At 73.4% G+C, this 24,653-nt stretch carries 21 protein-coding genes and 1 pseudogene; 11 read left to right on the top strand and 11 right to left on the bottom strand.

All coding sequences use genetic code 11. From position 1 onward, the window contains the following. Positions 1-123 precede the first annotated feature (123 nt). On the top strand, positions 124-1,689 hold the full coding sequence (locus tag ABD284_RS18490) for a hypothetical protein (RefSeq protein ID WP_344145102.1): 1,566 nt from the start codon (positions 124-126) through the stop codon (positions 1,687-1,689). A gap of 156 nt (positions 1,690-1,845) precedes the next feature. Here the strand turns inward: ABD284_RS18490 and ABD284_RS18485 are convergent, their stop codons facing one another. Further along, positions 1,846-2,514, bottom strand: a complete 669-nt coding sequence (locus ABD284_RS18485; RefSeq protein WP_344145100.1) for a DUF4352 domain-containing protein — start codon at positions 2,512-2,514, stop codon at positions 1,846-1,848. Between the two features lie 325 nt (positions 2,515-2,839). Between ABD284_RS18485 and ABD284_RS18480 the strand changes: the two genes are divergently transcribed. Both ABD284_RS18480 and mobA read left to right on the top strand, forming a co-directional pair. After that, complete coding sequence (locus tag ABD284_RS18480; protein ID WP_344145098.1) at positions 2,840-4,027, top strand: RtcB family protein; 1,188 nt, start codon at positions 2,840-2,842, stop codon at positions 4,025-4,027. A gap of 91 nt (positions 4,028-4,118) precedes the next feature. Next, positions 4,119-4,709 (top strand): molybdenum cofactor guanylyltransferase, encoded by a 591-nt coding sequence (mobA, locus tag ABD284_RS18475; protein ID WP_344145096.1) that lies wholly within the window; start codon positions 4,119-4,121, stop codon positions 4,707-4,709. Positions 4,710-4,766: 57 nt separating this feature from the next. Here the strand turns inward: mobA and ABD284_RS18470 are convergent, their stop codons facing one another. Continuing rightward, the gene (locus ABD284_RS18470) at positions 4,767-4,994 is read right to left on the bottom strand and encodes a hypothetical protein (RefSeq protein ID WP_344145094.1); all 228 of its coding nucleotides are present in this window, start codon (positions 4,992-4,994) and stop codon (positions 4,767-4,769) included. 445 nt (positions 4,995-5,439) lie between these two features. On the opposite strand from ABD284_RS18470, the gene ABD284_RS18465 reads away from it, so the two are divergent. Beyond that, positions 5,440-5,649 carry a dodecin gene (locus tag ABD284_RS18465; protein ID WP_311545266.1) on the top strand — a complete coding sequence of 70 codons (210 nt, stop codon included), beginning with the start codon at positions 5,440-5,442 and terminating at the stop codon, positions 5,647-5,649. Between the two features lie 309 nt (positions 5,650-5,958). Here the strand turns inward: ABD284_RS18465 and ABD284_RS18460 are convergent, their stop codons facing one another. Beyond that, positions 5,959-7,377, bottom strand: coding sequence for a metallopeptidase TldD-related protein (locus tag ABD284_RS18460; protein ID WP_344145186.1), 1,419 nt, complete (start codon positions 7,375-7,377; stop codon positions 5,959-5,961). A 5-nt stretch (positions 7,378-7,382) separates the two neighbouring features. Continuing rightward, positions 7,383-8,834, bottom strand: coding sequence for a TldD/PmbA family protein (locus tag ABD284_RS18455; RefSeq protein WP_386699678.1), 1,452 nt, complete (start codon positions 8,832-8,834; stop codon positions 7,383-7,385). 1,497 nt (positions 8,835-10,331) lie between these two features. Here ABD284_RS18455 and ABD284_RS18450 point away from each other — a divergent pair. After that, complete coding sequence (locus ABD284_RS18450) at positions 10,332-11,543, top strand: MFS transporter (protein ID WP_344145089.1); 1,212 nt, start codon at positions 10,332-10,334, stop codon at positions 11,541-11,543. Between the two features lie 406 nt (positions 11,544-11,949). Here ABD284_RS18450 and ABD284_RS18445 read toward each other — a convergent pair whose 3' ends face one another. After that, entirely contained in the window at positions 11,950-12,693 is a 744-nt protein-coding gene (locus ABD284_RS18445) for a VldE C-terminal domain-containing protein (protein WP_344145088.1), read from the bottom strand. Positions 12,694-13,055: 362 nt separating this feature from the next. Here ABD284_RS18445 and ABD284_RS18440 point away from each other — a divergent pair, with 362 nt between their 5' ends. Next, complete coding sequence (locus ABD284_RS18440; protein ID WP_344145086.1) at positions 13,056-13,604, top strand: flavin reductase family protein; 549 nt, start codon at positions 13,056-13,058, stop codon at positions 13,602-13,604. 157 nt (positions 13,605-13,761) lie between these two features. On the opposite strand, the gene ABD284_RS18435 is transcribed toward ABD284_RS18440, so the two are convergent. Further along, a complete protein-coding gene (locus ABD284_RS18435) occupies positions 13,762-14,718 on the bottom strand; it encodes an AraC family transcriptional regulator (protein WP_344145084.1) in 957 nt (318 codons plus the stop codon). A gap of 82 nt (positions 14,719-14,800) precedes the next feature. On the opposite strand from ABD284_RS18435, the gene ABD284_RS18430 reads away from it, so the two are divergent. Continuing rightward, the gene (locus tag ABD284_RS18430) at positions 14,801-15,649 is read left to right on the top strand and encodes a Rossmann-fold NAD(P)-binding domain-containing protein (protein WP_344145082.1); all 849 of its coding nucleotides are present in this window, start codon (positions 14,801-14,803) and stop codon (positions 15,647-15,649) included. Between the two features lie 250 nt (positions 15,650-15,899). On the opposite strand, the gene ABD284_RS18425 is transcribed toward ABD284_RS18430, so the two are convergent. Then, positions 15,900-17,447, bottom strand: coding sequence for an LCP family protein (locus tag ABD284_RS18425; RefSeq protein ID WP_344145080.1), 1,548 nt, complete (start codon positions 17,445-17,447; stop codon positions 15,900-15,902). A gap of 354 nt (positions 17,448-17,801) precedes the next feature. Here ABD284_RS18425 and ABD284_RS18420 point away from each other — a divergent pair, with 354 nt between their 5' ends. The 3 genes from ABD284_RS18420 to ABD284_RS18410 all read left to right on the top strand — a co-directional run bounded on the left by ABD284_RS18420 (position 17,802) and on the right by ABD284_RS18410 (position 20,591). Further along, positions 17,802-18,701 (top strand): Lrp/AsnC family transcriptional regulator, encoded by a 900-nt coding sequence (locus ABD284_RS18420; RefSeq protein WP_344145078.1) that lies wholly within the window; start codon positions 17,802-17,804, stop codon positions 18,699-18,701. A gap of 138 nt (positions 18,702-18,839) precedes the next feature. Further along, positions 18,840-19,715: a dihydropteroate synthase gene (gene folP, locus ABD284_RS18415; RefSeq protein WP_344145076.1), complete on the top strand. Its 876-nt coding sequence runs from the start codon at positions 18,840-18,842 to the stop codon at positions 19,713-19,715. A gap of 225 nt (positions 19,716-19,940) precedes the next feature. Next, positions 19,941-20,591, top strand: a complete 651-nt coding sequence (locus ABD284_RS18410; RefSeq protein WP_344145074.1) for an RraA family protein — start codon at positions 19,941-19,943, stop codon at positions 20,589-20,591. 156 nt (positions 20,592-20,747) lie between these two features. Here ABD284_RS18410 and ABD284_RS18405 read toward each other — a convergent pair whose 3' ends face one another. From ABD284_RS18405 to ABD284_RS18390, 4 genes and pseudogenes are all read right to left on the bottom strand, one after another. Beyond that, positions 20,748-22,313 carry an alkaline phosphatase D family protein gene (locus ABD284_RS18405; RefSeq protein WP_344145072.1) on the bottom strand — a complete coding sequence of 522 codons (1,566 nt, stop codon included), beginning with the start codon at positions 22,311-22,313 and terminating at the stop codon, positions 20,748-20,750. A 449-nt stretch (positions 22,314-22,762) separates the two neighbouring features. Further along, positions 22,763-22,992 (bottom strand): annotated as a pseudogene (locus tag ABD284_RS18400) (ABC transporter permease); the annotation flags it as partial. Between the two features lie 209 nt (positions 22,993-23,201). After that, the gene (locus tag ABD284_RS18395) at positions 23,202-23,378 is read right to left on the bottom strand and encodes a DUF397 domain-containing protein (RefSeq protein WP_344145070.1); all 177 of its coding nucleotides are present in this window, start codon (positions 23,376-23,378) and stop codon (positions 23,202-23,204) included. Beyond that, entirely contained in the window at positions 23,365-24,162 is a 798-nt protein-coding gene (locus ABD284_RS18390; RefSeq protein ID WP_344145068.1) for a helix-turn-helix domain-containing protein, read from the bottom strand. The genes ABD284_RS18395 and ABD284_RS18390 overlap by 14 nt, the downstream gene beginning before the upstream one ends. Before the next feature lie 144 nt (positions 24,163-24,306). Between ABD284_RS18390 and ABD284_RS18385 the strand changes: the two genes are divergently transcribed. Next, entirely contained in the window at positions 24,307-24,573 is a 267-nt protein-coding gene (locus ABD284_RS18385) for a hypothetical protein (RefSeq protein WP_344145066.1), read from the top strand. Positions 24,574-24,653 lie beyond the last annotated feature (80 nt).

Genomic DNA, 24,653 nt, shown 5'->3' with positions numbered 1-24,653 from the left:
TCGGCACCGGCGGCTCGGGGCGCACGCCCGGCGGCCCCGGCGCCGCCGGCCGGTGCACCCTGTTCCGCCGATTCCTGCCGCACCGGTTGTCGGCCCCGCGAAGTCCGGCGAGACTCCTTAGCTATGAAGGGCGACGACGAGGACGACGAGACCGGCGCACCGGGCGGCATCCGCAATGTGTCGACCGGCGACGCCGCCAACGTGATCCAGGCGGGACACGTGCACGGCGGTATCCACGTGCACGGGCCTTCGCCCGCGGATCCGGCCGCTCCCCGGCCGCTGATCCTGGCCGGCACCCCCCACCTCACCCGGCACGAACTGGCCGCCACGCTGCGCGGCCACTGGGGCCAGGCCCGGCACCGGTTCTTCGCCGCCATGGGGACCCCCGAGGCGCCCTCCGAAGGCTGGAGCGACCTCGTCTCGTGGCTGCGGCAGTTCGACGACCCCGACCACGACGACGTCGAGGGCCGGATCGAGCTGATCGACCACTACCTCAAGGACACCGCGCTCAGCCCCGACGTGAAGCTGCTGCACCTGCTGCGCTGGCTGGCCCCGGAGGGGCCCGTGGTCTACCGGGGCCGGAGGATCGGCGCCGGTCTGCTGATCGACGCCTGCCGCCCGGGACCGACGGATGACCGGGGCGGCGACCCCGGCCTCTACGCCGATGTGCGCAAGCACCGCCTGCTGGACGTGTTCGCCCGGTTCACCCGGCTGCGCGCGCTCACGGGCGTGCAGAGCAGGTGGGACGACGCCTGGCGCACCTGGCGCGCCGCGGCGCAGAGGGTCCCCGGGCTCCCCGAGGAGATCCGCGCCTGGGCCGGGGCGGACGCCCGGCGGCCGCTGCTGCTGACGGTCCTTCCCTACGCGCGCGCCGCGGAGGCGCTGCGGGAGGCCGCGGCCGCCACCGCGGAGCCGGACACCGCCGACGCACACTGGTGTCCGTGGTACCCCCGGCTGGTCGAGGCCATGGGCGGGCCGGAGAGGCCGCCGGCGCTCGTGGCGCGGTCGGCCTGCGGCGCCTTCGCGATGCGCGTCGCGGGCGCGGAGCGCCACCGCGCGCGCACCGAGGACGAGCTCGGGCGCCGGCGGCGCTCCGCCGTCGAGGAGCGGCGGCGCCGCGAGCAGGAGTGGCGGGACTACGAGGCGGCCCGCCTCGCCCCCGCGGCCCGGTGGCGAGCGGCGGGGCGGGGCGCGGTCTGGGTCGCGATGTGGTGCGCTCCGGGCATCGCCGCGGCCTGGCTCATATGGGGTCCGCTGCTGGGCACACCCGACATCGCGCGGCTGGTCCTCTACCAGGCCGTCGCCGCGACGGCGGCCGGCATGGGCGTGCGCGCCGCTCTCGCCGCCAAGCTGGGCGGCGCCTACCGTCCGCCGATCAGCAGCCCGCACCGGTGGATGCCGACCGGCGCCGCGGACGTCCGCCGCGCCGCGGTGCGGCTGGCCGGCTTCGGGGTGTTCCTCTTCCTGGTAGGAAACACGGCCCACGACTTCGTCCTGCGTCGGGAGGAGGCGGCGATCGGCCCGTCGCCCGGCTTCTCCCTGGGCCTCGCCGTCACGGGAGCCTTCCTCCTCGGGTTCGCTGTGTTGGCGGCCATGATGACCGCCGTGGCGTGTGCGGGTCTGCAGAGCTGGGACGAGGAGCACCGGGAGCGCCGCCGCGCCCACCTCGAGGGGAGCCGGGAGCACTAGGCGGCGCCGGTCGACGCGATCGGCCCGCCGCCGGGCGTCGAGGGCACGGCGGCGGCCGTGGACGCCTCCGGTAGGAACCGCGGTTCTCGGACAGGCCGACCGGGTGGCAACGCCTCCGCCGGCCGTCCGAGGGGCGGCACTGCCCCGACCGGCGCGTCACACCCCCGAGAGGTCCACCACGGCGGAGTCGTCGAAGCTGACGAAGCCCCGCAGCTCCAACGTGTCGAGCTGCACGCCCTGCGGAACGTCGAACACCAGCTCGCCGTCGACCGTGTTGCCCGGGTTGATCTCGTTGAGGAAGCTCTCGGCGCCGCCGGTGATCTCCGCCGCCGTATCCGTCGAGTACTCCTTGCCCTCGACGTCCACCAGCGTCTGCGAGCCGGAGTCGAAGTATCCCGCCTCATCGCCGACGTTCTGCACGGTCACCGACACCACCACGTACTGGCCGTCCGGGGTCTCGGTCAGAAACCCCGACTCGTCGGTGACCTCCATGACGCCGGTCTGCACGTCGGTGACGGTGAAGGAGAACGCCCCGGACTCGACGGCGTCGCCGAGCGCTGCCGGCTCATCGTCCCCGCCGCTGGACCCGCCCTCGGTCGGCTCCGCGCCGGTGCCGCCATCGGCCTGCGGCGGGGTCTTGGGCTCGACGGCGTCTCCGCCGGGCGCGGCCACGATCACGGCCGTGCACCCGCCCACCAGCAGGACGAATCCCACGATCGCGGCGATGCCGCACCCGAGGCCGATCTTGCTTCCGGTGGTGAGCCCGCCGCTTCGCTGCGGCCGGCTGTGGATCGGCGGCGGGGGCGGCGGGACGTTGTAGCTCATGGCGCGCTCTCCTTCGGCGTGGTGCCCGGGTAGCGCCGAATGTAGACCGGGCCCGCGCCTGCGGTGCGGGGACTGCGGGGATAGGCCGGTGCCGGACAGCGGGTGAACCGATCGGGCGTGGCGGGGGTCCGGGGGCGCGCGCGGACAAGTGAGTCGGGCGGCCCCGGTCGGACACTGCGGCCGCGGCGGCCACGGGAACCCCGGCGGCGGGCCGGCGCGGGAAAACCGGTTGCCCGGGCCGGTGGCCCTCTGGCTTCATCAACGGGCACGGCCGAGCCTTCGCGCGGGCAGCGGGGTCGGTGGAGTCCGATGGAGGAGGCGCACAATGGCCTACACCGAGGTTCCCGGTGCGCGGGTGCCCATCCGCATGTGGGCCGACCCGGACACGGTCGATCCCGAGGCCATGGACCAGCTGCGCAACGTGACGCGGCTGCCCTGGGTGCACGGCCTGGCCGTGATGCCCGACGTCCACTACGGCAAGGGCGCGACGGTGGGGTCGGTGATCGCCATGCGCGACGCGGTCTCGCCCGCGGCCGTCGGCGTCGACATCGGCTGCGGAATGACCGCGGTGCGCTCCAGCCTGTCGGCCGAGGACCTGCCCGACGACCTGGGGCGGCTGCGCTCGGGGCTGGAGAAGGCGGTGCCGGTCGGCTTCGGCGCGCACCAGCGGCCGGTCGACCCGCGGCGCGTGCACGGGCTGGCCACCTCGGGCTGGGACCGGTTCTGGGCCGGGTTCGACGGCCTCGCCGAGCCGGTGCACCGGCGCCGCGAGCGTGCGACCCACCAGATGGGCACTCTCGGCGGCGGAAACCACTTCCTGGAGGTCTGCCTGGACGACGACGGCGCTGTGTGGCTCATCCTGCACTCGGGCTCGCGCAACATCGGCAAGGAGTTGGCCGAGCACCACATCGAGCGCGCCCGCCGCCTGCCGCACAACCGCGACCTGCCCGACCGCGACCTGGCGGTGTTCGTCGCCGGAACCCCGGAGATGGAGGCCTACCGGCGCGACCTGTTCTGGGCACAGGAGTACGCGCGCCGCAACCGCGACGTCATCCTGGGCCTGGCCTGCGACGTGCTGCGCAGCACGGTGCCCGGCGTGCGGTTCGGCGAGCGGATCTCCTGCCACCACAACTACGTGGCCGAGGAGACCCACGACGGCGTGCCGCTGCTGGTTACCCGCAAGGGCGCCATCCGCGCGGGCAAGGGCGAGCACGGGATCATTCCCGGGTCGATGGCCACCGGGAGCTACATCGTCCGCGGGCTGGGAAACGTCGACTCGTTCGACTCCGCCTCGCACGGGGCCGGGCGGCGGATGAGCCGCAACCGGGCCAAGCGCCACTTCTCGCGCGAGGACCTCGTCGCGCAGACGGCCGGGGTGGAGTGCCGCAAGGACGCGGGCGTGTTGGACGAGATCCCGGGCGCCTACAAGGACATCAGCGCGGTCATCGACGCCCAGACCGACCTCGTCGAGGTGGTCGCCCACCTGCGCCAGGTCGTCTGCGTCAAGGGATAGCCGGGGCCCTCGCCGCCGCGGCCGCGCGCGGCCGCGGCGGCGAGGCGGGTGGCATGCTGGGGCGGGAGAGCCGGGGCGGGGAGGGGATGCTATGAGTGAGCCTGTGCCGTTCGACGCGGTGATCCTGGCCGGAGGCGCCGCGCGGCGCATGGGGGGCGGCGACAAGCCCGGTCTGGACGTCGGCGGCCTGAGCCTGGTCGAGCGTGTGGCCGCCGCCGTGGGCGATGCCGAGCGGCTGGTCGTCGTCGGCCCGCACCGGGAGCGCCCCGCCGCCCGCTACGTCCGCGAGGACCCGCCGGGCGACGGACCGGTGCCGGCGCTGCGCGCCGGACTGCACGAGGTCGCGCACCCGAGCTTCGCGCTGTTGGCCGGGGACCTTCCGTTCCTCACGCCCGACGACGTCGGCGCGCTGCGGCGCGCGGCCCGCGGCCGCAGCGGCGCGGTGCTCGTCGATGCCCAGGGGCGTGTGCAGTGGCTGCTGGGCGTATGGCGCACCGATGCGGTGCGCGGCGCCCTCGCCGACTACACGGGACGCTCGCTGCGCGGCCTGCTGGGCCCGCTGGAGCCCCGCCAGGTCGCGGCCGAGGGCACCGCGGCGCGGGCGGCCTTCGACTGCGACACCCCCGAGGAGCTGGCCCGCGCCCGTGCGTCCGGCCGGGACGGCCCCGACGGACGCGGGTGACGCGCAGTACGGCGAGCACGGAGCGGCTTGGAGCGGCTCGGCCGCCCGGGACGCGCGCTAACCGGAGAAGTCGGCGACGGGGACGGTCTCCAGCAGGAAGCCGCGCACGTTCAGGAACTCGGCGAGGTAGGCGCGGTGCTCGTCGCAGGCCACCCAGGTCTTGCGGCGCTCGGGTGTGTGCACCTTGGGGTTGTTCCACACCAGCACCCACTCGGCGGGGGCGCGGCAGCCCTTGCGCGAGCAGTGCGGCGCTTCTTCCTCGGGCGCGGCCGGGCCTTCGGTCACCTGGTGCGCTCCACGTTCGCTCGACGTCCGGGGCATCCGGCCGCTACGCAAAGTACCGGCCGGCAGGCACGAAAAAGCGACGTCGGGTGGCTACGGGGGCAAACCACCCGACGTCGCAACCGGTGTTCCGACGGGGGCTCGAAACACCGCGTCAGCGCTCCGACGGGGGACCGAAGCGCTGGATCCCAATGTACACCGCACATCCCCTGTGTACGTCAAGACTTAGTTACGACGTGATCTCGGGAGAGTTCAGCGGCCCGGTGGTCCCAGGTCCCAAAACGTGAGCAATCCGGCATGGTTCACACGTGTTACGCAGCGCACCCAAGATCGGGCAACGCGCCGGTTATCCGCGCGTCAAGCGGTCAGCGGTGTCCGCGTGCCCCGTTGTCCGCGGAGCGGGCGGCGGAGAGTGTGTCGGGAGACGTCCCAGGAGGAGGCAGTGCCCATGTCGCACAACACCTACCGCGTAAGCGAGATCGTCGGCACCTCGCCCGACGGCTTGGAGCAGGCCGTCCGCAACGGCATCGAACGCGCGTCGGCGACCCTGCGCCAGCTCGACTGGTTCGAGGTCACCGAGATCCGCGGCCACCTGGAGGACGGCGCGATCGCCCACTTCCAGGTCGGCATGAAGGTCGGCTTCCGCCTCGACGAGTAGCGCCCCGGCGACCGGGGACGGCCTCGCCCGCCGCGCCGGGCGAGGCGGCGCGGCGCCCAAGGCCCGGCTGGGCGTCGCGCCGTGCCGCGTACCGTCGGCTGCGCGTCGCCGCTGTGCTCGTGTGTGCCGCACCGCCGGGGCGTGCCGAGTTGCGCGCTGTCCGCTCCGGCTTCCGGCCATGCGGGGGCTTGGGCCCGGGGTGCCGGATGCGGGTGTCGGCGGGTCTCCGGCAGCGCCGCCGCCTGCGAGACGGCCCGGCCCGGTGCGGCACGCGGACGCCGACGTTCCCGCGTGCCGCACCGGGCGATGCTACGAGGCCTGACTGACCGTGGACATGTTGAAGTCGGGGATCCGCAGCGGCGGCATGGCCGTGCGGGGGAAGCTGTCGCCGACCTCGCGTCCCAGGGTGGGGACGGTGGCTCCGGCCTGGGTGGCGCGGTCGAGCAGGGACACCGGCGACTCGTTGAACCGGAAGTTGTTCACCGCCCCGGTGACCTCGCCGTCCTCGACCAGGTAGACGCCGTCGCGCGTCAGGCCCGTCAGCAGCAGGGTCTGCGGGTCCACCTGGCGCACGTACCACAGGCACGTCAGAAGCAGACCGCGCTCGGTCTGGGCGACCATCTCCTCCAGGCCCGCCGTGCCGCCGCCGGCCTCCAGCACCAGGTTGTCGATGTGCGGAGTCAGCGGCAGCCCCGTCAGCTGCGCCGAACGCCGGGTCTGGGGCAGGGCCGCGAGCTTGCCGCCGGAGATCCATTCCGTACGGGTCAGCGGCACCCCGTTGTCGAAGGCGGTCACCCGCCGCCCCGCCGCGGGCGCTGCGATGAACGGCGCGCACTCCAACCCCGGGTAGGCGGGGTCGCTGAGCAGGGTCAGCGGCATGCCGGCGAGCCGGTCGCCGATCCTGGTGGCGCCGCCGCCCTCGCCGCCGGAGAACACGGTGCGGCCCTCGGCGGCGTCGCGCGCGGTGGCGGCCGAGTACAGGAAGTACATCATGTCGGCGACCGCGCTGGAGGGCATCAGGGTCTCGTAGCGCCCCGCCGGAAGGTCGACCCGGCGCCGGGCCCAGCGCACCCGCCGCGCCACCTCATCCTCCAGCTCGGCCGTGTCGACGTCGGTGAAGTCGCGCGTAGCACGGCCCGCCCACGCCGAGTGGCCGCCGTCGGCGGAGGAGAAGGACGAACCGGTCTTGGCGTTCAGCTCCACCGTGCCCGAGGGCTGGTCGTGGCGCAGCCGCACCCCGGTGGAGCTGCCGAAGAAGACGGAGTCGACGGTGTGCTCGGCGTAGCCGTAGAGCCGGCGACCGCCCGCCGAGCCGCGCTCGAAGGCCCGGCCCAGCCCCGGCGCCAACCCGGAGAACACCAAGATGTCGGTGGTGGGCACCGGTGCGTCCCAGTCGGCGGCCTCGGGCACCCGGGCCTCGCCGGGCTCGAGGAGCGGCGCGGAGTCCTCGGCCGGCAGCGCCTGGCCGGCGGCCTCCTCGGCCGCGCGCACCAGGTCCTCCAGGTCGTCGTCGGCCCCGCCGGTGCGGGTGCGGGCCCCGATGGACACCCCCCGCCCCGAGGCGCTCAGCGCGATCACCGTGACCGTGCGCGATCTGGTGGCGCCGTTGGTGGTCAGCGAATTCCCGGCCCAGCGCAGGTTGGCTCGCGCGCTTTCCTCGACCAGCACCATGCAGCCGTCCGCGCGCGCCAGTTCCAGCACGCGCTCCACCACCGCCTGGGGAGTCATCCCGCTCACTGCCCTGCCTCCTGCACTGTGTTGAGGACGCGGATGCCGGAGAAGACCGCCGTGGGGCAGCCGTGGCTGACCGCGGCGACCTGGCCGGGCTGTCCCTTGCCGCACATGAACGAGCCGCCGAGCTCGTAGGTCTGCGGCCCCCCGAGCGCGCGCATCGCACCCCAGAAGTCGGTCGTGGTGGCCTGGTAGGCCACGTCGCGCAGCATCCCGGTGATCCGGCCGTTCTCGATCCGGTAGAACCGCTGGCCGGTGAACTGGAAGTTGTAGCGCTGCATGTCGATGGACCAGCTCTTGTCGCCGACGATGTAGATGCCGCGCTCGACGCCCTCGATCAGCCCGTCGGTGGAGGGCCCGCGCGGGTCGGCGGCCAGCGAGACGTTGGCCATGCGCTGGATGGGCATCGTGGCGGGGGAGTCGGCGTGGGCGCAGCCGTTGGAGGCCGTGTAGCCCTGGAGGCGGGAGATGCGGCGGTCGCGCTGGTAGCCCACCAGGACGCCGTCGCGCACCAGGTCGAAGGACGTGGTGGCCACGCCCTCGTCGTCGTAGCCGATGGTGGCCAGGCCGTGTTCGACGGTGCGGTCGCCGGTGACGTTCATGATGTCGGAGCCGTAGCGCAGGCTGCCCAGCAGGTCGGGTGTGGCGAACGACGTCCCGGCGTAGGCGGCCTCGTAGCCCAGCGCCCGGTCGAGCTCGGTGGCGTGGCCGATGGACTCGTGGATGGTCAGCCACAGGTTCGAGGGGTGGACGACCAGGTCGTAGTCGCCGGGCTCGACGCTGGGCGCCGCCAGCTTCTCGGCGAGCAGCTCGGGCAGCGGGTCGAGCTGCGGCTCGACCTGGGCGAGGTACTCCCAGCCGCGCCCGACCGGCGGCGCGACCGTGCGCATGCTGTCGAGCACACCGCCGCGGGTGGCGAACACCTCGGCCTCCGGTGCGATCCGCACCCGCTGCTGGGTGGTGGTCGTGCCGGCGGTGTCGGCGTAGAACTTCTGCTCCTTGACCGCCAGCACGGAGGCGTCGACGTGGTCGACGCGGCTGTCGTCGAGCAGGCGGCGGCTCCAGCCGGCCAGAGTCGCGGTCTGCTCGCGCGGCCCGACATCGAAGGGGTCGACCTCGTAGGAGGAGACCCAGGTGGCGTCGGAATGGGCGGGCTCGGGGGCGAGCTCGATGCGCTCGGTGCTCGCCGCGGACGAGACCGCGGCGACCTTGACGGCGCGCTCGGCGACGGCGGCCGCCGAGTCGGGGCTCAGCTCGGTGGAGGCGGCGAAGCCCCACACGCCGTCGTGCACGACACGAACGGCGAAGCCGAGGGTATCGCTGTCGTACTCGCTGTCGAGCTCGGCGTCGGTGAGTGTGAGGTAGCGGCCCCGGATCCGCTCCAAGCGGAAGTCGGCGTGCTCGGCGCCCAGGTCGCGGGCCCGCTGCAGCGCCGCGTCGGCGAGCCGCCGCATCGGCAGGGCGAGGAAGTCAGCATCGATATCAGGCACGCTCGCCAACTTAGCGAGCCACCGGGGCCCGGTGCCAGCAAGAGTCCCCTCGTGTGGACGACACCGCGGCGACGGCCCCGCCGCTGCCGAACCGCCTCCTTCGGGGCCGAAGCGGTGATCCCCGCCGCGGGCCCTCGGGCGCCTCCCGGTCCGCGTGGCCGAGGGCCGCCTGGTCGCGCGTGGCCGCGGCGGCGCTTGTGTGGGAACCGCCTTCGATCTTCCGCTGCGCCGCCGGATGCGGCTTGTCGGCCGCTGTACCTGCGTGGTCTGGCGCGGTGCGTTGTCGGCCGCGGGCGGGGTGGCTCCGACTGGGTCGTTCCGGGGTGGGCGGGAATGCGGATGATGGGGGCGACCGGACAGCGGGGACGGGGGGTGTGGTCTCAGCGGCCCGGTGGCTTCGGGCGGCGCGAATGGAGGAGGGCGAGCGGGGGAGTCGGGAAGGCGGGAGGAGGCTCCCGGCGGGCGGCGCTTTCGCCCCGGGTGCGGATTCGCCCGTAGCCGCGCTTGTGGGGGACTGCCCGTGTTCCGCTCGCCGGGCCGCCGGATGCGGCTTGTCGGCCGCTGTACCTGCGTTGTCGGCCGCGGGCAGGGTGGCACCAATGGATCGCCGGGGGTGGGCGGGAATGCGTTTCACCGGGATGAACGGGACAGCGGGGCGGGGGGTGTGGTCTCGGCGGCGCGGTGGCTTCGGCGGTGCGGAAGGACGGGGGTGAGCGGGGGAGTCGGGAGGTTGGGAAGGCGGGGAGAGGCGGGAGGAGGCTCCCGGCGGCGCCTTCGCGCCGGATGCGGAAACGCCCGCGGCCGCGCTTCCCCGCGCTTCGGACGTTCTCCCGCCGCCCTCCGGCGGGCTCGCGCCCGGTCGCGCAGGCGTTCGCGCAAGGGGGCCTCGGACGGCGCGGCGCGCCGTCGCGCGGCACCGGGCGACGGCCGCGCGCGGGGTGTGGCACGCGACACGGAAAGCGGAGCGTTCGCAGGTCGCATAGGGGATTTTCGCCCTGTTAGCGTGGATTCGCCGCACGGTCGAGACGGTCCGCGTCCGCGGGCCGACCGGGCGGCTTCACCCCTTCGGCGCGGAGGCCTCCGCGCCGGAGAATCCTGAGACGAGTCGGCGCACACGCGTGCGTCGTCCACGGGCAGCGACGTCCCGACTCGGTCGGCCCCTCGGCCGAGCGGAACGCATCGGACCGTGTCCGCGCCGCGGCGTTCTCACACACCCCGTATCCGCATATCCGCAACCGGTGCGCAGCCCCGGCAGCCCACGCCCGAATCCGACCGCCTTGCGCGGCACGGATCCCGGGTCCGTTCGTCCTGCCCGGAAACCGGTGGCTCGTCGGCGCTGAACCGTCGGCTTGTTCGGCATGCCCGAATACCGCCGACCCCAACGCGGCGGCGGTGCCGTGCGCTCCCAGCGGATGCGTCGCGCCTTCCACCCGTCGTTCTCCACTGTCCGCAGGAGCCGCCATGCCGGTGAGGATCCTCTCCCTCGCACTGGGCAATTTCGCCGTGGCCACCGGTGCCTACGTCATCGCCGGAATGCTGGCCGACGTGGCCTCCCATACCGGCGTGGCGGTCTCTGCGGCCGGGCAGCTCGTCACCGTCTACGCGCTCACCTACGGCGTGGCTGCGCCTGTGCTCTCGGCGCTGTTCGGGCACAGCGACCGGCGGCGGCTGCTGGCCGCCGCGCTCGTGCTGTCGGCCGTGGGCAACGTGCTCACCGCGCTCGCGCCCGGATTCGCCACCCTGGCGGCCGCCCGGGTGCTCGCGGCCGTCGGAGCCGCGTTGTACGCCCCCGCCGCCATCGTGATGGCCGCCGACCTGGCACCGCTGCACCGGCGCGGCAGCGCCGTCGCGCTGGTGGTGACCGGGTCCACGCTGGCCACGGTGCTGAGCGTGCCCGCCGGCGTGATGCTCGCCGGCCCGCTCGGCCACCAGGGGGTCTACGCGGGCATCGGCCTGCTGTGCGTGGGCGCGCTGGCCACTCTGCGGGCGCTTCCCCGCAGCGGCGGCGTGCCCCGCGTACCGCTGCGCACCGGGTTCGGCGCGCTGAAGGGCGTGCTCGTCCCCGCCGTGCTCGCCGTCTCCCTCCTGGCCTCCGTCAGCGACTTCGCCGCCTACACGTTCGCGGTCCCGCTGCTGTCGCACGTGGGCGACCCCGCTCCCCAGACGGTGAGCGTGCTGCTGGTGGTCTACGGCGTCGCCGGGTCGCTGGGCAACACCGGCGCCGGCTGGGTGACCGACCGCATCGGCGCCCTCTGGGCGATGCTCATCGCGCTGACGCTGCTGGGCGCGGGGCTGGTCGCGCTGCCCCTGGTCGGGGGCTCGGTCATGCTCACCGGTATGGCGCTGGCCCTGTGGGGTCTGGGCGGCTGGGGCATCCTGCCCGCCGTTCAGGCCAAGCTGCTCGACGCGGCGCCCGAGGCCGCCGGCTCGGTGGTGGCGTTCAACGTCTCCGTGGTGTGGCTGGGCATGGGCCTGGGCGGAATCGTCGGCGGCGGTGTCATCGAGGCCGCCGGGATGAGCGCGCTCGCCGTGGCCGCCGGACTGGTGGCGGTGGCCGCCCTCGCCCCGCTCGCGGTGGCGGCGCGGGCCGTGCGCACGGCAGCACGGGGCGGCGCCGACGGCGCCGCCCGGCAGGCGCCGGCGGACGGGCACGCCGTCTCCGCCGGGCGCTGAGTGCCCGGAGCACGTGCCTCGCGGCGGACGCTGGACGGGTGACTGCACGCTGGCGACGTCGATGTTCCCTGCGTGCGGCTGCGCCCGGCGGTGCCGACTCGCACCGGCGGGTCCGGGCTCCGGCGTGTGCTCAGTCGGTGTGGAAGGCGGTGATGACGGGGCCGAGGATCGCGGGGTCGCGCAGGCGACCGTGGCCTCGGCGGGGGCGCCGAATCGGCTCGCCGGCCCGCGCCAAGGGCTGCTCGGCAGGGGCCGGAACGTGCTGACCCAGCGGCTGCGCGCGGGGGAGGGGGCGGGCGCGTCGTCCCGGCTGCGGGCGCCGCCGGCCGCGGCCGGGACGGTCGAGGGGCCGACCGCCTTCTGCGCCGGTTCCTCGCGGCCTTCGACGCCCACCGGGGCCGCCGATTCACGCCTCCCAGACGTCCACGTGGACGTGGTCGAGGTGGCGCAGGATCGCGTTGTCGGGGTCGGGGGCCTGGTAGGGCCACCAGCCGCCGCGTGAGCCGCGGGAATTCCAGATCTTGTCGTCGAAGATCACGTTGGCGACGTGCAGCTCCTCGGCGTGGGCGACCAGCCAGTGCGCCAGCAGCCACCCCTCGCGCCTGTTCTCCTCGCTGACGGGGCGGTAGAAGAAGTCGATGGCGCGGCCCTCGTAATGCGCGGAGTCCTCGCCGTGCCCGCTGGAAACGCCGCCGGGCTCGTAGCCGCCGACGCTCATGGTGCCGAACACCTCGGTCACGGAGTCGAGCACCTCCTGGGCGCGCGGTGTCAGCCCGCTCTCCGTGAGGTCCTGCTCCTGCAGCCCCTCGGGCGAGGAGGCACGGCAGGTCAGACTGGGACCGGGACCGGCGGGAGGGCCGTCGCGCAGCCGCTTGAGCACCGCGCTGTCGATACCCGGGGTGTCGGGCGCCTCGGCGCCGCGGGCCCGCAGCGCCACCGCCGTGGTGGCCAGGCGCGCGTCTTCCAGCGACAGCATGACCGTGCCGTCGGCGGTGTCCACCGAGCAGGGGTCGGCCCACGGTAGGGCTGTTCCGTCGATCCCCGCGCGCGCCAGCAGCCAGGGGCCGACCGCTGCCAGCCCGCCTCCGCACAGGGCCAGGACCGCCAGAATCACCAGGACACGGCGGCCCCGGGAGGTGGGAGTGGGCATATTCCGGACTTTAGTCGGCCTGGTGGGCGAAGTCGCGCTCCAACCGGTTGCGGCGCGTCACCGGCGAGCCCGAGCGGGGCTGGTGGAGGCCGCCAACGTGCGGGCTTCCGCGGAGCATGCGGGTCGATGCCCGGTGTTTCGCTGTGAGCGAAACCGGCCACCCCCGGTGACCTCCCTCCGACCTCGTGCTCCGCCGGTCCGGCCCGAGGCCGCCGACCCCGCCGTGTGAGAACCTGCGCACATGAGGAGTTCCGCGGGAATAGCGCGCCCGCACGGGAGGCTGACCGGACGTAGGACGTCTGCGACGGCGGCCGAGGGCGTACGCCCACCACGACGGCCCGGACCACGGATGGAGGCGCGCGTTGCGCAGATCGGCGGAGGCGGAAGCCGGCTCGGAGCCCGGGAGGTCGGGGCGGCTCCCGCAGGAGGGCGCAGTCGCCGCTGACGGGTTCCGCCGCGTCATGGGGGCGCACGCCGCGGGCGTGGTCGTGGTGACCGCCGAGGCGCCGCACGGCCCGGTCGGGGTCACCGCCACCTCCTTCACCAGTGTGAGCCTGGACCCGCCCCTGGTCTCCTTCTACATCGGCGACGGCTCCTCGACGTGGCCGGGCCTGCGCGAGGCGCCCTGCTTCGCGGTCAACATCCTCGGTGAGCACCAGCAGGAGGTCGCCTCGCGCTTCGCGACCCGCGGCGTCGACCGGTTCGCCCCGCCCACGCGCTGGCAGCAGGGCCCCGACGCCCTACCACTGCTGCAGGGCGCGATCGGCCACCTGCTCTGCCGCAAGCACGACGTGCTGGCCGTCGGCGACCACTGGCTCGTCGTCGGCCGGGTCGCCCAGGCCCGAGTGTCGCCTGAGGCCGATCGCCCGCTGCTTTATCAGCGGGGGCGCTACGGGAGGTTCTCGGCCTGAGAGCACCCGGCAGACGGTGGTCGGCGGGTCGGGTCGGGCGGCGGTCGGGTGCGGGTGAACCCGGCGGCGACCTCTCCTTTGCCTTCGCGGCTCGCCGTGGCTCTTCCGGTGGGTGCCGGTGAGCGTGGGCGCCCGACATGGGTGGCCCGACCGGCGGTCACGACCGGTTGCGGTGGCGTTGCGGACTGATCCCGCGGGCTCGTTTGAACGCGGCGCTGAACGCGAACGCGCTGCCGTAACCCGTCTGCCGGGCTATGGATTCGATCGTGGCGTCGGAGTTCTCGAGGAGATCGGCGGCCAGGTCGATCCGCCGCTCGGTGAGGTAGGCCATCGGCGGGATGCCGGCGAGGTCGGTGAAGCGGCGGGCCAGCGTCGCTCGCGAGACCCCGGTCCGCCCGGCGAGCCCGGCCACGGTCCAGGGGCGGTCCGGGTGGGCGTGTATGAGCCGCAGGACGGGTCCGACGACGGGATCTTGGTCTGCCCGGTACCAGTGTGGCGCTTCGGCATCAGACCGGGTGAACCGTGCGCGGAGGACGGCGACCAGCAGGAGGTCCAGAAGCCGTTCGAGGACGAGGTCCTGACCGGGCTCGTTGCGTACGGTCTCCTCGGCGAGTAGCGACACCAGCGCGGACTCGCCGTGGGCGGCCCCGGGGACGACCAGAAGCGGAGGCAGCGCGCTGAGCAGGCGCGCGGCGATCTCGCCCGGTCGGCGGTACTTGCCGATCAGCAGCACCGACGAGCCGTCCGCGCCGTCATCACCGGTCCGCATGCCGTTGGCCCAGGTGCGCACCCCCGTGTCCGCGACCTCGGCCGGTTCCGCACCGGCGGGGGTCGTCCGCCGGGGGCCGGGCCGAACGACCACCTGGGTCGGAGTACGTGGATCGTCGGCGAAGCTGAACGCGTCGGGGCCGCGCATCACCGCGATGTCGCCCGGCTCCAGTCGGACCGCACCGCCGGCACCGGGGACCACCCAGGGCGTCCCGCTCAGGATCGCCACGACGTTCAGCGGCGCCCGGTCGCGTACCTGTACCGACCACGGCGAGCTCTGGATAGTCCGTAGCACGAACGCGCCCCTGGCCCTGGCGCCGTCGAGCAGGATCGACAAGGGGTCCACCGGAGCAGTTTAAGACGCACCCTTATGGACCTGCGAGCCTCGATCATGGCCTTCGGCCCGGCGCTGCGGTGGACTGCGGATCATGACACCTACTGCTCAGACGACCTTGGTCCTCGCGGGGACGGGCAAGACCGGACGGCGTGTCGCGTCCGGACTCCTGGCGCACGACGTTCCGGTACGGGTCGGCTCACGGCGCGCCGATACGCCATTCGACTGGCAGGACGACACCACGTGGGAACCCGCGCTGCACGGCATCGACGCGGCCTATGTGGCCTTCTATCCTGACGCGGCGTTCCCCGGAGCGGCCGCAACCGTGGGCTCCTTCGCGGACCTGGCAGTGGACTGCGGCGTCCGGCGCCTCGTCCTGCTCGCCGACCGCGGTGCCGGCGAGGCCGAGCGGTGCGAACAGGCGGTGCGGGACTCGGGGGCGGAGTGGACCGTCGTGCGGGCGGGGTTCATCACCCAGAACTTCAGCGAGGCGTTCCTCGCTGAGTCGGTCCGGGCCGGTGTGGTCGCGCTTCCGGCCGGGGGCGTCGCGGAACCGTTCACCGACGCCGAGGACATCGCGGATGTCGCCGTCGCGGCGCTGACCGGGAACGGCCATGGCGGCCGGATCCACGACGTGACCGGACCGCGACTGCTCACTTTCGCCGAGGCCGTCGGCGAGATCGCGCGGGCGGCCCGCAGGGATGTCCGCTATATGCCGGTCACACCCGAGCACTTCATCTCGTCCCTGACCGCACGAGGCGTGCCGGCCGAGTACGCGACGCAACTGGCCGGCCTGATGGCCGAGGTCTTCGACGGGCGCAGAGCCGCCGTGACCGACACCGTCGAGCGCGTTCTCGGCCGCTCGCCCCGCGACTTCGCGGAGTATGCGCACGAGACGGCCGCAACCGGCGTCTGGGACACCCGGGCCGGGTCCAGCGGGTGAGCCTGACGTGCGCGGGCGGGCAGCACACAGCTCGACCGGACCCGGTGAGTCACCGGCGGGCATGCTCGCCGGCGCCGGGTTCGAGCGCGCGCCGCTGGAGCATCGACGCCCCCGGTCCCCGCCCCTCGCGCTGCGGCCCGTCGAACCGTGGACGGCGGTGCCGGGGGCCGGGAGGCGCCCGCGGCCCGCGCGGCGCAGCGGGGCCGTCGGCCGCAGCGGACCGGCGGCCCCGGGGTGCCGGCGCCGCGGGTCACGGGCAGAGCGCCTCCAGCGCGGTGGCGTCCTCGCCGACCTGGCGGCCGGGCGGCGGGGAGGGCTCGTCCAGGCCGGTGTACTCCTGCCACTCGGTCTGCTCGTCCTGGCCGGTCTGCTCGTCGGAGGCGCCGCCAGTGGGCGTGGGCGTGGGCGAGGACGAGGGGACCTCGTCGTCGCCGTTCTCCTCGGCCTCCTGCCGCGCCGACTGGGCGTCCTCCTGCTCGCGGATGGCGTCGGCGATCAGTGAGCGGATGTTCTTCCAGTCGGGGTGGGCGGTGTTGACCTGGGGCGGGGAAAGCTGCAGCGTCGACATCCGCCCCTTGTCGGTGACCAGGTCGGCCAGGTCGATGAAGGCCGGCACCTTGGACTGGGGTATGTCGGTGCGCAGCGTCTTCTTGGTGGCGCCCGCCAGCTCCTGGAAGCTGGTCAGCACCGTGGTCGGCTCGGTCTGCTCGGCGACGTACATCAGCAGGCAGCCCTGGCGGCCCATGCGCGCGTAGTCGTCGCTGTTGGTGCGGCTCCGGCCGTACCACAGCGCCTCGTAGCCGTCGAGGTGCTGGTCGCCCGCCTCCAGGACGTCGCCCTCCTGGCCGTAGGGGATGGGCTCGTCGATGTGCACGTCGATGCCGCCGATCGCGTCGATCAGCGACGCGAAGCCCCGCATGTCCACCAGCGCGTAGTAGTCCAGGTCCAGGTCGACGAGGTTGCCGATGACGCGCTTGAGGGTGTCGGCGGCCGGGTCCTGGGCCGACGGGTCGATCGCCAGCTTCTTCGGGTTCTCGGCGACCGTCTGGTAGACCTCGTTGAGCAGGTCGTCGAAGCCGTAGGGCGGCGGGTACCGCTCGGCCAGCGCCGTCCCCTCGGGGAACTGCGTGTTCTCCAGGTTGCGCGGCAGCCCGATCAGGACCACGTCGCCGCGGTGCACGTCGATGCTGGCGACCATCATGGAGTCGGTGCGCAGCCCGTAGCGGTTGCTGCCGGCGTCGCCGCCCAGCAGCAGCACGTTGACCCGGTCGCGCCCGGTCCACGGGTCGGCCTCGTCGTGCGGCTCGCCCTCGGGCTCGGGGCCGAACACGGAGTTGATCGTGTCGTAGGCGGTGTAGGTGGTGCGCAGCACGGCCGCCGCCGGGACGGCCACCGCCAGGCACAGCGCAAGGACCACGAGGCCGCCCGTCGCGCGGGCGAGCCTGCGCGAGCCCGGCGGCCGCAGGATGACCCACGAGTGCACGATCACGGTCATCCACAGCACCGCGATCGCGAAGGCGACCGCGGCCGCGGTGAACAGCCAGCGCCCCTGGACCGCGAGCTGCGCGCCGCGCAGGGCGTCGCCGTTGATCGCGAAGGCCCCCGCGGCGGCCGCGGCGATCAGCACCAGGTAGCAGCCCAGGATGGTCCAGCCCGGGACGCGGCGCCCCATGCGCAGGTGGGCCAGGCCGGGCAGGGGCAGCGATCCGGCAGTCCACAGCAGCGCCCGCCAGGTGTTCGCGGGCCGGGAGGCGGACTCGGACGTCCCCCGGTCCGGCGGATCTCCCTTGTATGCCATGGACTCCCCTTCTTACTGCCCCGTCCCCGAGGCGCCGTCGACGACAGGAGTCGTCGGGCGGTGGGACGTCGTTCCTCTCCTACCGCGCACGGCGCCGAACATGCCGCAGAACAGTGTCTCGCTTTGCCGGAGTTGTTCGCACACGAGGGGCCGACCACGGCATGTTTGTTACGTGCCCGGGATGTCGGTATACCCGGCTCGTTGTCCGGATCTCCGGGGATGGACGGTCAAAGTCGTCCTTGTTTCTTTCGTGATCAGTAGTTAACCGTCGCAACAACTGCCATGATCTGGCCGCAGGAGGGGGCGGCGCCCGGGGGGAAGGGGCGCCGTCATGTGAGGGAAAGGCATGCAATCGTGCTCGATGCGGTCGACGCGGCGCTGATCAGAGCGCTGCAGGGGGACGGAAGAGCGACATACCAGGCACTCGCCGACGGAGTGGGGCTGTCCCGGACAGCGGTGCGGGCGCGCGTCAAGCAGCTGGTCGGCGCGGGCGCCATCCGGATCGTGGGAGTGCTGCACGCCGGTGTATTGGGGATGGAGGTGTTCGCACACGTATCCTTCCGCGTCTCGGGCCCCGTGGGCCCCTTGCTGGAGGAGCTGGCCGAGCGCGAGGCCGTGGTCTTCGCCGCGCAGACCGCCGGGCGCTTCCCGGTGGTGGCCCACGTCCGGGTTCGCGACGACGAGGCGCTGGCCAAGGAGCTGGGGGCGCTCCGCTCGCTGAGCGGGGTCACCGGGGCCGAGGCCTTCCGCGGCGGGCAGATCGCCAAGGACGCCTACAGCAGCGTGCGCGAGCTGCGCGACGTGGCGATCGACCCGTTGGACTGGCGGCTGGTCCGCCACCTCCAGCGCGACGGGCGCGCGTCCTACGCGGAGCTGGCCCGCAGGGTCGGCCTCTCGCAGGCGGCCGCGCGCTCGCGCGTGGTGCGGCTGATCGAGGCCGGCGTCATCCACGTCACCGCCATCGCCGAACCGGCCGCGGTGGGCGCCAGCGAGCAGGTGGGCTTCGGCCTGCGCTGCCGCGGCGATTCGGGCGCGGTGGCGGCACGGCTCGGTAGCCTGTCAGGGGTCTCCTTCCTCGCGACGGGTTTCGGGCGCTACGACGTCATCGGCTCGGCCAGCGCCGCCGACCGCCCCGCGCTGGTGGAGGCCCTGGAGGCCGTACGCGCCTGCTCGGACGTCACCTACGTCGAGACCTGGGAGCATCTCGCGGTGACCAAGGAGCGCTACGGCGGCGACGCCGCACCGGCCGCCTGAGCGCTCCGGCCCCGGGCGCGGATTTCGGTCGTCCCCGCCGCGAGCGGCTTCGCGGCGGGGACGCGCCCGCGCCGCAGGGGCGGCGGTGCGGCCGGCGGGCGCACCGGTACACGGGCACACGGGCAGCAGCGGGGGGCGATGAGCGACGAGGCGGCGCCGGGAGGGGTGCTGCGTCTGCGCGGACGCGAGTTCGGCCCCGGCAGCCACGCGGTGATGGCGGTAATCAACCGCACCCCCGACTCCTTCTACGACCGCGGCGCCACCTACGACTGGGGCGCCGCGCTCGCCGCGGCCGACGCCGCCGTGGCGAGCGGCGCCGACATCGTCGACGTCGGCGGCGTCAAGGCCGGCCGCGGCGCCCACGTCGGCGCCGCCGAGGAGATCGAGCGCACCGCCCCGTTCGTGGCCGAGTTGCGCGCACGCCACCCCGAGGTGGTGATCTCGGTGGACACCTGGCGCGCCGAGGTGGGCCGCGCCTGCGCCGAGGCGGGCGCCGACCTGGTCAACGACACCTGGGCCGGCGCCGATCCCGACCTGGCGCGAGTGGCGGCCGAGGCCGGGGCCGGGCTGGTGTGCAGCCACACCGGCGGCCTGGCGCCGCGCACCGACCCGCACCGCGTGCACTACGCCGACGTGGTCGCCGACGTCCTGGAGACCGTCACGGGCCTGGCGCGCCGCGCCGTCGCGCTGGGCGTGCGCCCCGACCGGGTGCTGATCGACCCCACCCACGACTTCGGCAAGAACACCTACCACTCGCTGGAGCTGACCCGGCGCATGGGCGAGCTGGCCGCCACCGGGTGGCCCGTCCTGGTCGCGGTCTCCAACAAGGACTTCATCGGCGAGACCCTGGACGCGCCCGTGGAGCAGCGGGGGCCGGGCACGCTGGCGGCGCTGGCGGTCTCGGCATGGCAGGACGCGCGGGTCTTCCGCGTGCACGATGCGGGGGCGGCACGCGCCGCTCTCGACGCCGTGGCAGGCCTGAGCGCGCCCGCCGGTGGAGGTCGGAGGGTGTAACCGCCGGTAGCGCATTTTTGTATTTTCCGCTTCACACGTCTTGCGTGCCGGTTAAGTTACCCATGAGTATAAGAGCAGTCGGGTCGCAGGGGAGAGCCCCGGCTCTCCCAGGCAGCGCCGCCCGCGGCCGGGGACGGGCCCCGCCGGGTGCGATGAGGCGCAGCGGCCCGCGAGGCGCGCTTGCAATGGGAGGCTGACGTGGCGCTTGCGGACACCATGACTGCGATGGGCACTGCCGCGCTGACACGGTGCGGTGCCCGACCGCTGGGGGCCCACCTCTTCGCGGTCTGGCCCGGGGCGTCCTTCGCCGCCACGGCGCTCCCGGTGCGCTGCGCGCCCGGCGACAACCTCGCCCTGCACGTGGCCGTCGCCCAGGCCGCACCGGAGACCGCCCTGGTGGTGGACGTCTCCGGCGAGCCCGAATACGGCTACGTCGACGAGATCCTGGCGGTGGCGGCCCGCATGCGCCGCATCAGCGGCATCGTCGTCGACGGCTGCGTCAGCGACGTCGCCGCCATCGCCCGCTCCGGAGTCCCCGTGGTCAGCGCGGGCGTATCGGTGCGCGCGCCCGGCCACGAGGCCGGCGGCGAGGTCGGGCGGGAGGTCCGGCTCGACGACGGCCGCGCGCCCGTGCCCGTTCGCCGCGGCGACTGGATCGTGGCCGACGACGACGGCACCGTGTGCCTGCCGCGCGGGCGGGCCACGGCCATCGTCGCCGACACGGTCGAGGCGGTCGCCGCCGAGCAGCGGATGGTCGACGCGCTGTCCGCCGGCGCGAGCACGCTGGACCTGCTCAACCTGGACCCCTCGCGCGTGGCCGGCTGGGAGGGCGCGCCCGCGGCCCCGGCCGCCCGCTCCGCCGAGCGGGCGGGCTGACCACCGCGCCCGCCGGAGCGGCCCCCGCCCCGCGAGCCGGGCGCCGCCCCCTCGCCTCACCCGGGCTCGCCACGCGCCGCCGGGGCCTCCGCCGGACGCGCGGCGGGCGCTGGGGGCCTTCGGCGGCGCGCAGTCGGCGCGGCGCACCGCGGGGGATCACGGCTTCGCCGTCACACCCGGGGTGCCGTCCTCGACCACGAAGCTCGCCCGGGTCGACACGGGTGCGCCCGGGCGGGTCACGTAGGGCACCACCCGGAAGTCGGTCTGCCACTGCTCGGGCGTGAGGGTGCAGCGCACGTAGCCCCGCTGCTCGTTGACGAAGGCGAAGTGGGGGTTGGCCTCCAGGAAGCGCTGCCCGTCGGCGCCGAGGTCCTCGCCGTCGCCGTTGGTCGAGACCGACGTGCCCACGAACTCGGTGGCCACGGTCGGCGCGTTCTCGTCGCGGTAGTCGGCCTTCAGGTCGGCCGCGTAGTTCTGGTGCCGGTCGCCGGTGACCACCACCAGGTTGCGCACGCCCCGCTGGGTCGCGGCGTCGAGCACCCGCTCGCGGTCGGCGGCGTAGCCGTCCCAGGGGTCCATCCAGACGCTGGTGCCCGAGCCCGGGGTGTTGTCGGTCTGGGTCATGGGCGACTGGTTGCCCAGCACCTGCCAGCGCGCGGGCGAGTCGCCGAAGCCGTTGAGCAGCCAGTCGCGCTGGCGCTCGCCGAGGATGCTGCGGGAGGGGTCGAAACGCGCGTCGCAGTCCTCCTCCAGCCGTCCGCTGCAGGCCTGATTGTCGCGGTACTGGCGGGTGTCGAGCATGGTGAAGTCGGCCAGGCGGCCGTAGCCGATGCGGCGGTGCAGGCCCATGTCGGGGCCCGCGGGCATCGAGGTGCGCCGCAGCGGCATGTTCTCGTAGTAGGCCTGGAAGGCCTCGGCGCGCCGGCTCAGGAACTTTGCGGGCGGGTCGTCGTCCTGGGAGAGCTCGTCGGCCCAGTTGTTGTCGACCTCGTGGTCGTCCGGGGTGACCAGCCAGGGGAAGCGGCCGTGGGCGTTCTGCAGGTGCTCGTCGGACTTGTAGAGGGCGTAGCGCACCCGGTAGTGCTCCAGCCGGGTGGTCTCGACGAGCAGGTGGTCGGGGACGCCGCCGCGCAGGTCGCCCTCGATGGGGTACTCGTAGATGTAGTCGCCCAGGTGCAGCACCAGGTCCAGATCCTCCTCGGCCAGGTGCTTGTAGGCGGTGTAGTGGCCGTGGTCCCACTTCTGGCACGAGACGAACGCGAAGGACAGGGAGCCGGCCATCGAGGACGCCGGGGGAGCGGTGCGGGTCGTACCGACCGGGCTGATGTCGCCCATCGCGCGGAAGCGGTAGTAGTACTCCCGGCCCGGTGACAGGCCGGAGACCTCGGGATGCACCGAGTGGCCGAGCTCGGGTCCGGCGACGGCGCTGCCGCGGTGGACGATCCGGCGGAAGCGGGAGTCCAGCGCCACCTGGTACTCGACGGTGATCTCGCGCGGCGGCATGCCGCCCTTGCCGTCGGCGGCCAGCGGGTCGGGCGCCAGGCGGGTCCACAGCACGACGCCGTCCTCGGCGGGCTCGCCGGAGGCGACGCCGAGGGTGAACGGGTAGTCGCCCTTCGGTTCGGCCGACTGGGCCGAGGCGGTGGCGGAGAACACTCCGGTGCCCAGCGCGACGGCGGCGGCCGAGGCCGAGCCGATGCCCAGGAAGCGCCGGCGCGCCATGCGCGACCGGGCAGAATGCGATGCGGAGGTGGCGATAAGGTGTCTCGTGGTGACGGACAAGGCTGACCTCCAGCAGGGTCGTGCTGCGGTTGGGCGGTATGTCCGCAGGTGATGCTCCGGTCCCGGTATGGCCGCAGGACGAGGTTATGGTCACGCTGTGGTGAAGTCTCCGTGACACACCGTCGCCGTCACGCTCCGGAGTAGATTCGCCGAAACACCTCCTCGATGCCGGGTTCGCGCAGCGTGATGCCGGCGACCGGTATCGGGCGTGACCGCGGCGATCACGTTCGCGGGGTTCCCGTGCAGCTCAAGCCACTGGCGCGGTCCCTCGACAGCCGCCGTTCGCACGCCGTCCACCTCGATCGGCGGCGCCGGCTGCGGCGCAGCAGCGGCCTTCGGCCACGGTGAAGGTCTTGCCAGCCCCTCGGCCTCGCCCGCGGTAGTCACGGCGGGCCCATGATCGCGGTGGGGCCGATGAGCGCCTGGGCGTCATAGACCTGGGTGACTTCGTCGGCGGCGGTGTAGCCGTTGATGCGCGGCTGGGCGGCGAAGACGGCCAGCCGCACCATGGCGTTGATCGCGCCGAAGACGCTGTTGGTGAAGACCCCGGCGGCCGTGGCCGCGCGGTACTCCGAGAAGCGGCCAGCCCGTGGCCGAACACCGCGACATACACCCGCACCGTGCCGTGCCCTCCTCGCCGGGTCGAGCTCATGGCACGGCCCTGCGGAGCAGATCCGGGACGCCGGAACCGCGGAGGTTGGCAGAAGCGGGCGGAGACCGCCGAACAGAAGGGAAAGGCCTCGGCAGGAGAACGCCCCCGGCAGAGAGGTGCCGGGGGCGCTGGCGGGTGCCGGCCGGCGCGAGGGCGGACGGCGCGAGGGGGGACGGTCAGAGGGAGTGGAGTTCGCCGACGAAGGCGGCCCATTCATGAGGGGGGAAGGTCAGGTGCCCGTGGTCGCGGTGCTGAGTGTCTCTGACCTGGGCGGAGTGTTCATCAGAGCGGCACTCGACGCAGTTGGTGGCACCTTCGCTGTAGGAACTCTTGCCCCATTCACTGTTGATCATGGTTGAGATTCTCCCTGATAAGGCGCAGCGATGCGGAAGGGGGAAGCGCCACCGCTGCGAGGTCGCTGAAGACTGTCTGATAGGAGCTGACTATGTCCGGGTGGTCCGACGGGTGACCGCTGACCTTCGTCTCCGTGAATGCGAGCACGCCCTTCTTGGGCACGGTGAATAGTAGGAACCCGCCGTCCTGGCCCGGACACGTCTCCGACTCCATCGGCACGATGAGGATCTGGACGTGCGGCCGCTCGGCCATGGCTCGCAGGTGATCGAGCTGGGCGGCCATGACGTCTTTACCGCCGATCGGACGGTAGAGGACGTGCTCTTCGATGATCACCCGTAGCAGCGGCGGCCGATCCCGGTAGAGCACCTCCTGGCGCTCCATGCGCGCCTTGACGCGTTCTTCGATCTCTTCCTCAGTATCGAGGGGACGCCCCTGCCGGAAGACCACACGGGAGTAGGCCTTCGTCTGCAGAAGTCCGGAGACGATCAGCGGACAGTATTCCCGGATCTCGGCCGACTCCCGTTCCGTCACCGCTATTCCGGCGAACCAGTCGGCGTACCTGCGTGCCTTGCGTTGAGAGTCCTCCCATCTCCTCACCAGCTTTCCACCGGCGTTGAGCAGGGTGTCGAGCCGCATCGCTTGAGACGCAGTCGTCCCTTTTGCGCCGCGTTCGATCGCGGAGACCTGCGACTGGGAAATCGGCACCTTCCGGGCGAGCTGGGTCTGGGAAAGTCCCGCCTCTTCTCGGAGGCGGCGCACTTCCAAGCCGAACCTAAGGTCCATGCCAGAACCCTGTACTACCCGACTACCTCCCAGCAATACCCGGTAACAGAAGTCTGCCCACGTCGGTAGTGACAGGTAGCCGAGAGATAGGTCGAGATCGGATGCTGTGAACATCAGCGATCTCCGAAAAAGGAAGGAGTCCCCATGGCACCCGACGACTACTCCGACTTTCCTCGAGAAATACAAATCCGACTCATCGACCTCAACCGGGTCAATTCCATGTACCGGGTCTGGGCGTCGCGGAACGACGACGGCGGTTTCGGCGCCTATTACGCCAGCCTCCGCCCGTACCTCAACCGCACCGGCAGCCGGTTCGCCCCCACGCTCGGCTCTGAGTCCCACATCTGCATGGAGCGCCTGCTCGACTTCCCGCCCGACCGCGTCCCGCCGCCGCGCATGCCCTCGGAGTGAGTCATGGAACAGCACACACCGGCACGAACCGACCGGCGGACACCCGCGTGGGACTGCCGCCTGTGTACCCGCGCCAACGA

Origin of the sequence: Streptomonospora arabica, assembly GCF_039531585.1 — a bacterium.
Classification (GTDB): domain Bacteria; phylum Actinomycetota; class Actinomycetes; order Streptosporangiales; family Streptosporangiaceae; genus Streptomonospora; species Streptomonospora halophila.
Note: the sequence above shows the minus strand (reverse complement) of the source record. Positions and strands in the feature narration are given on the sequence as shown.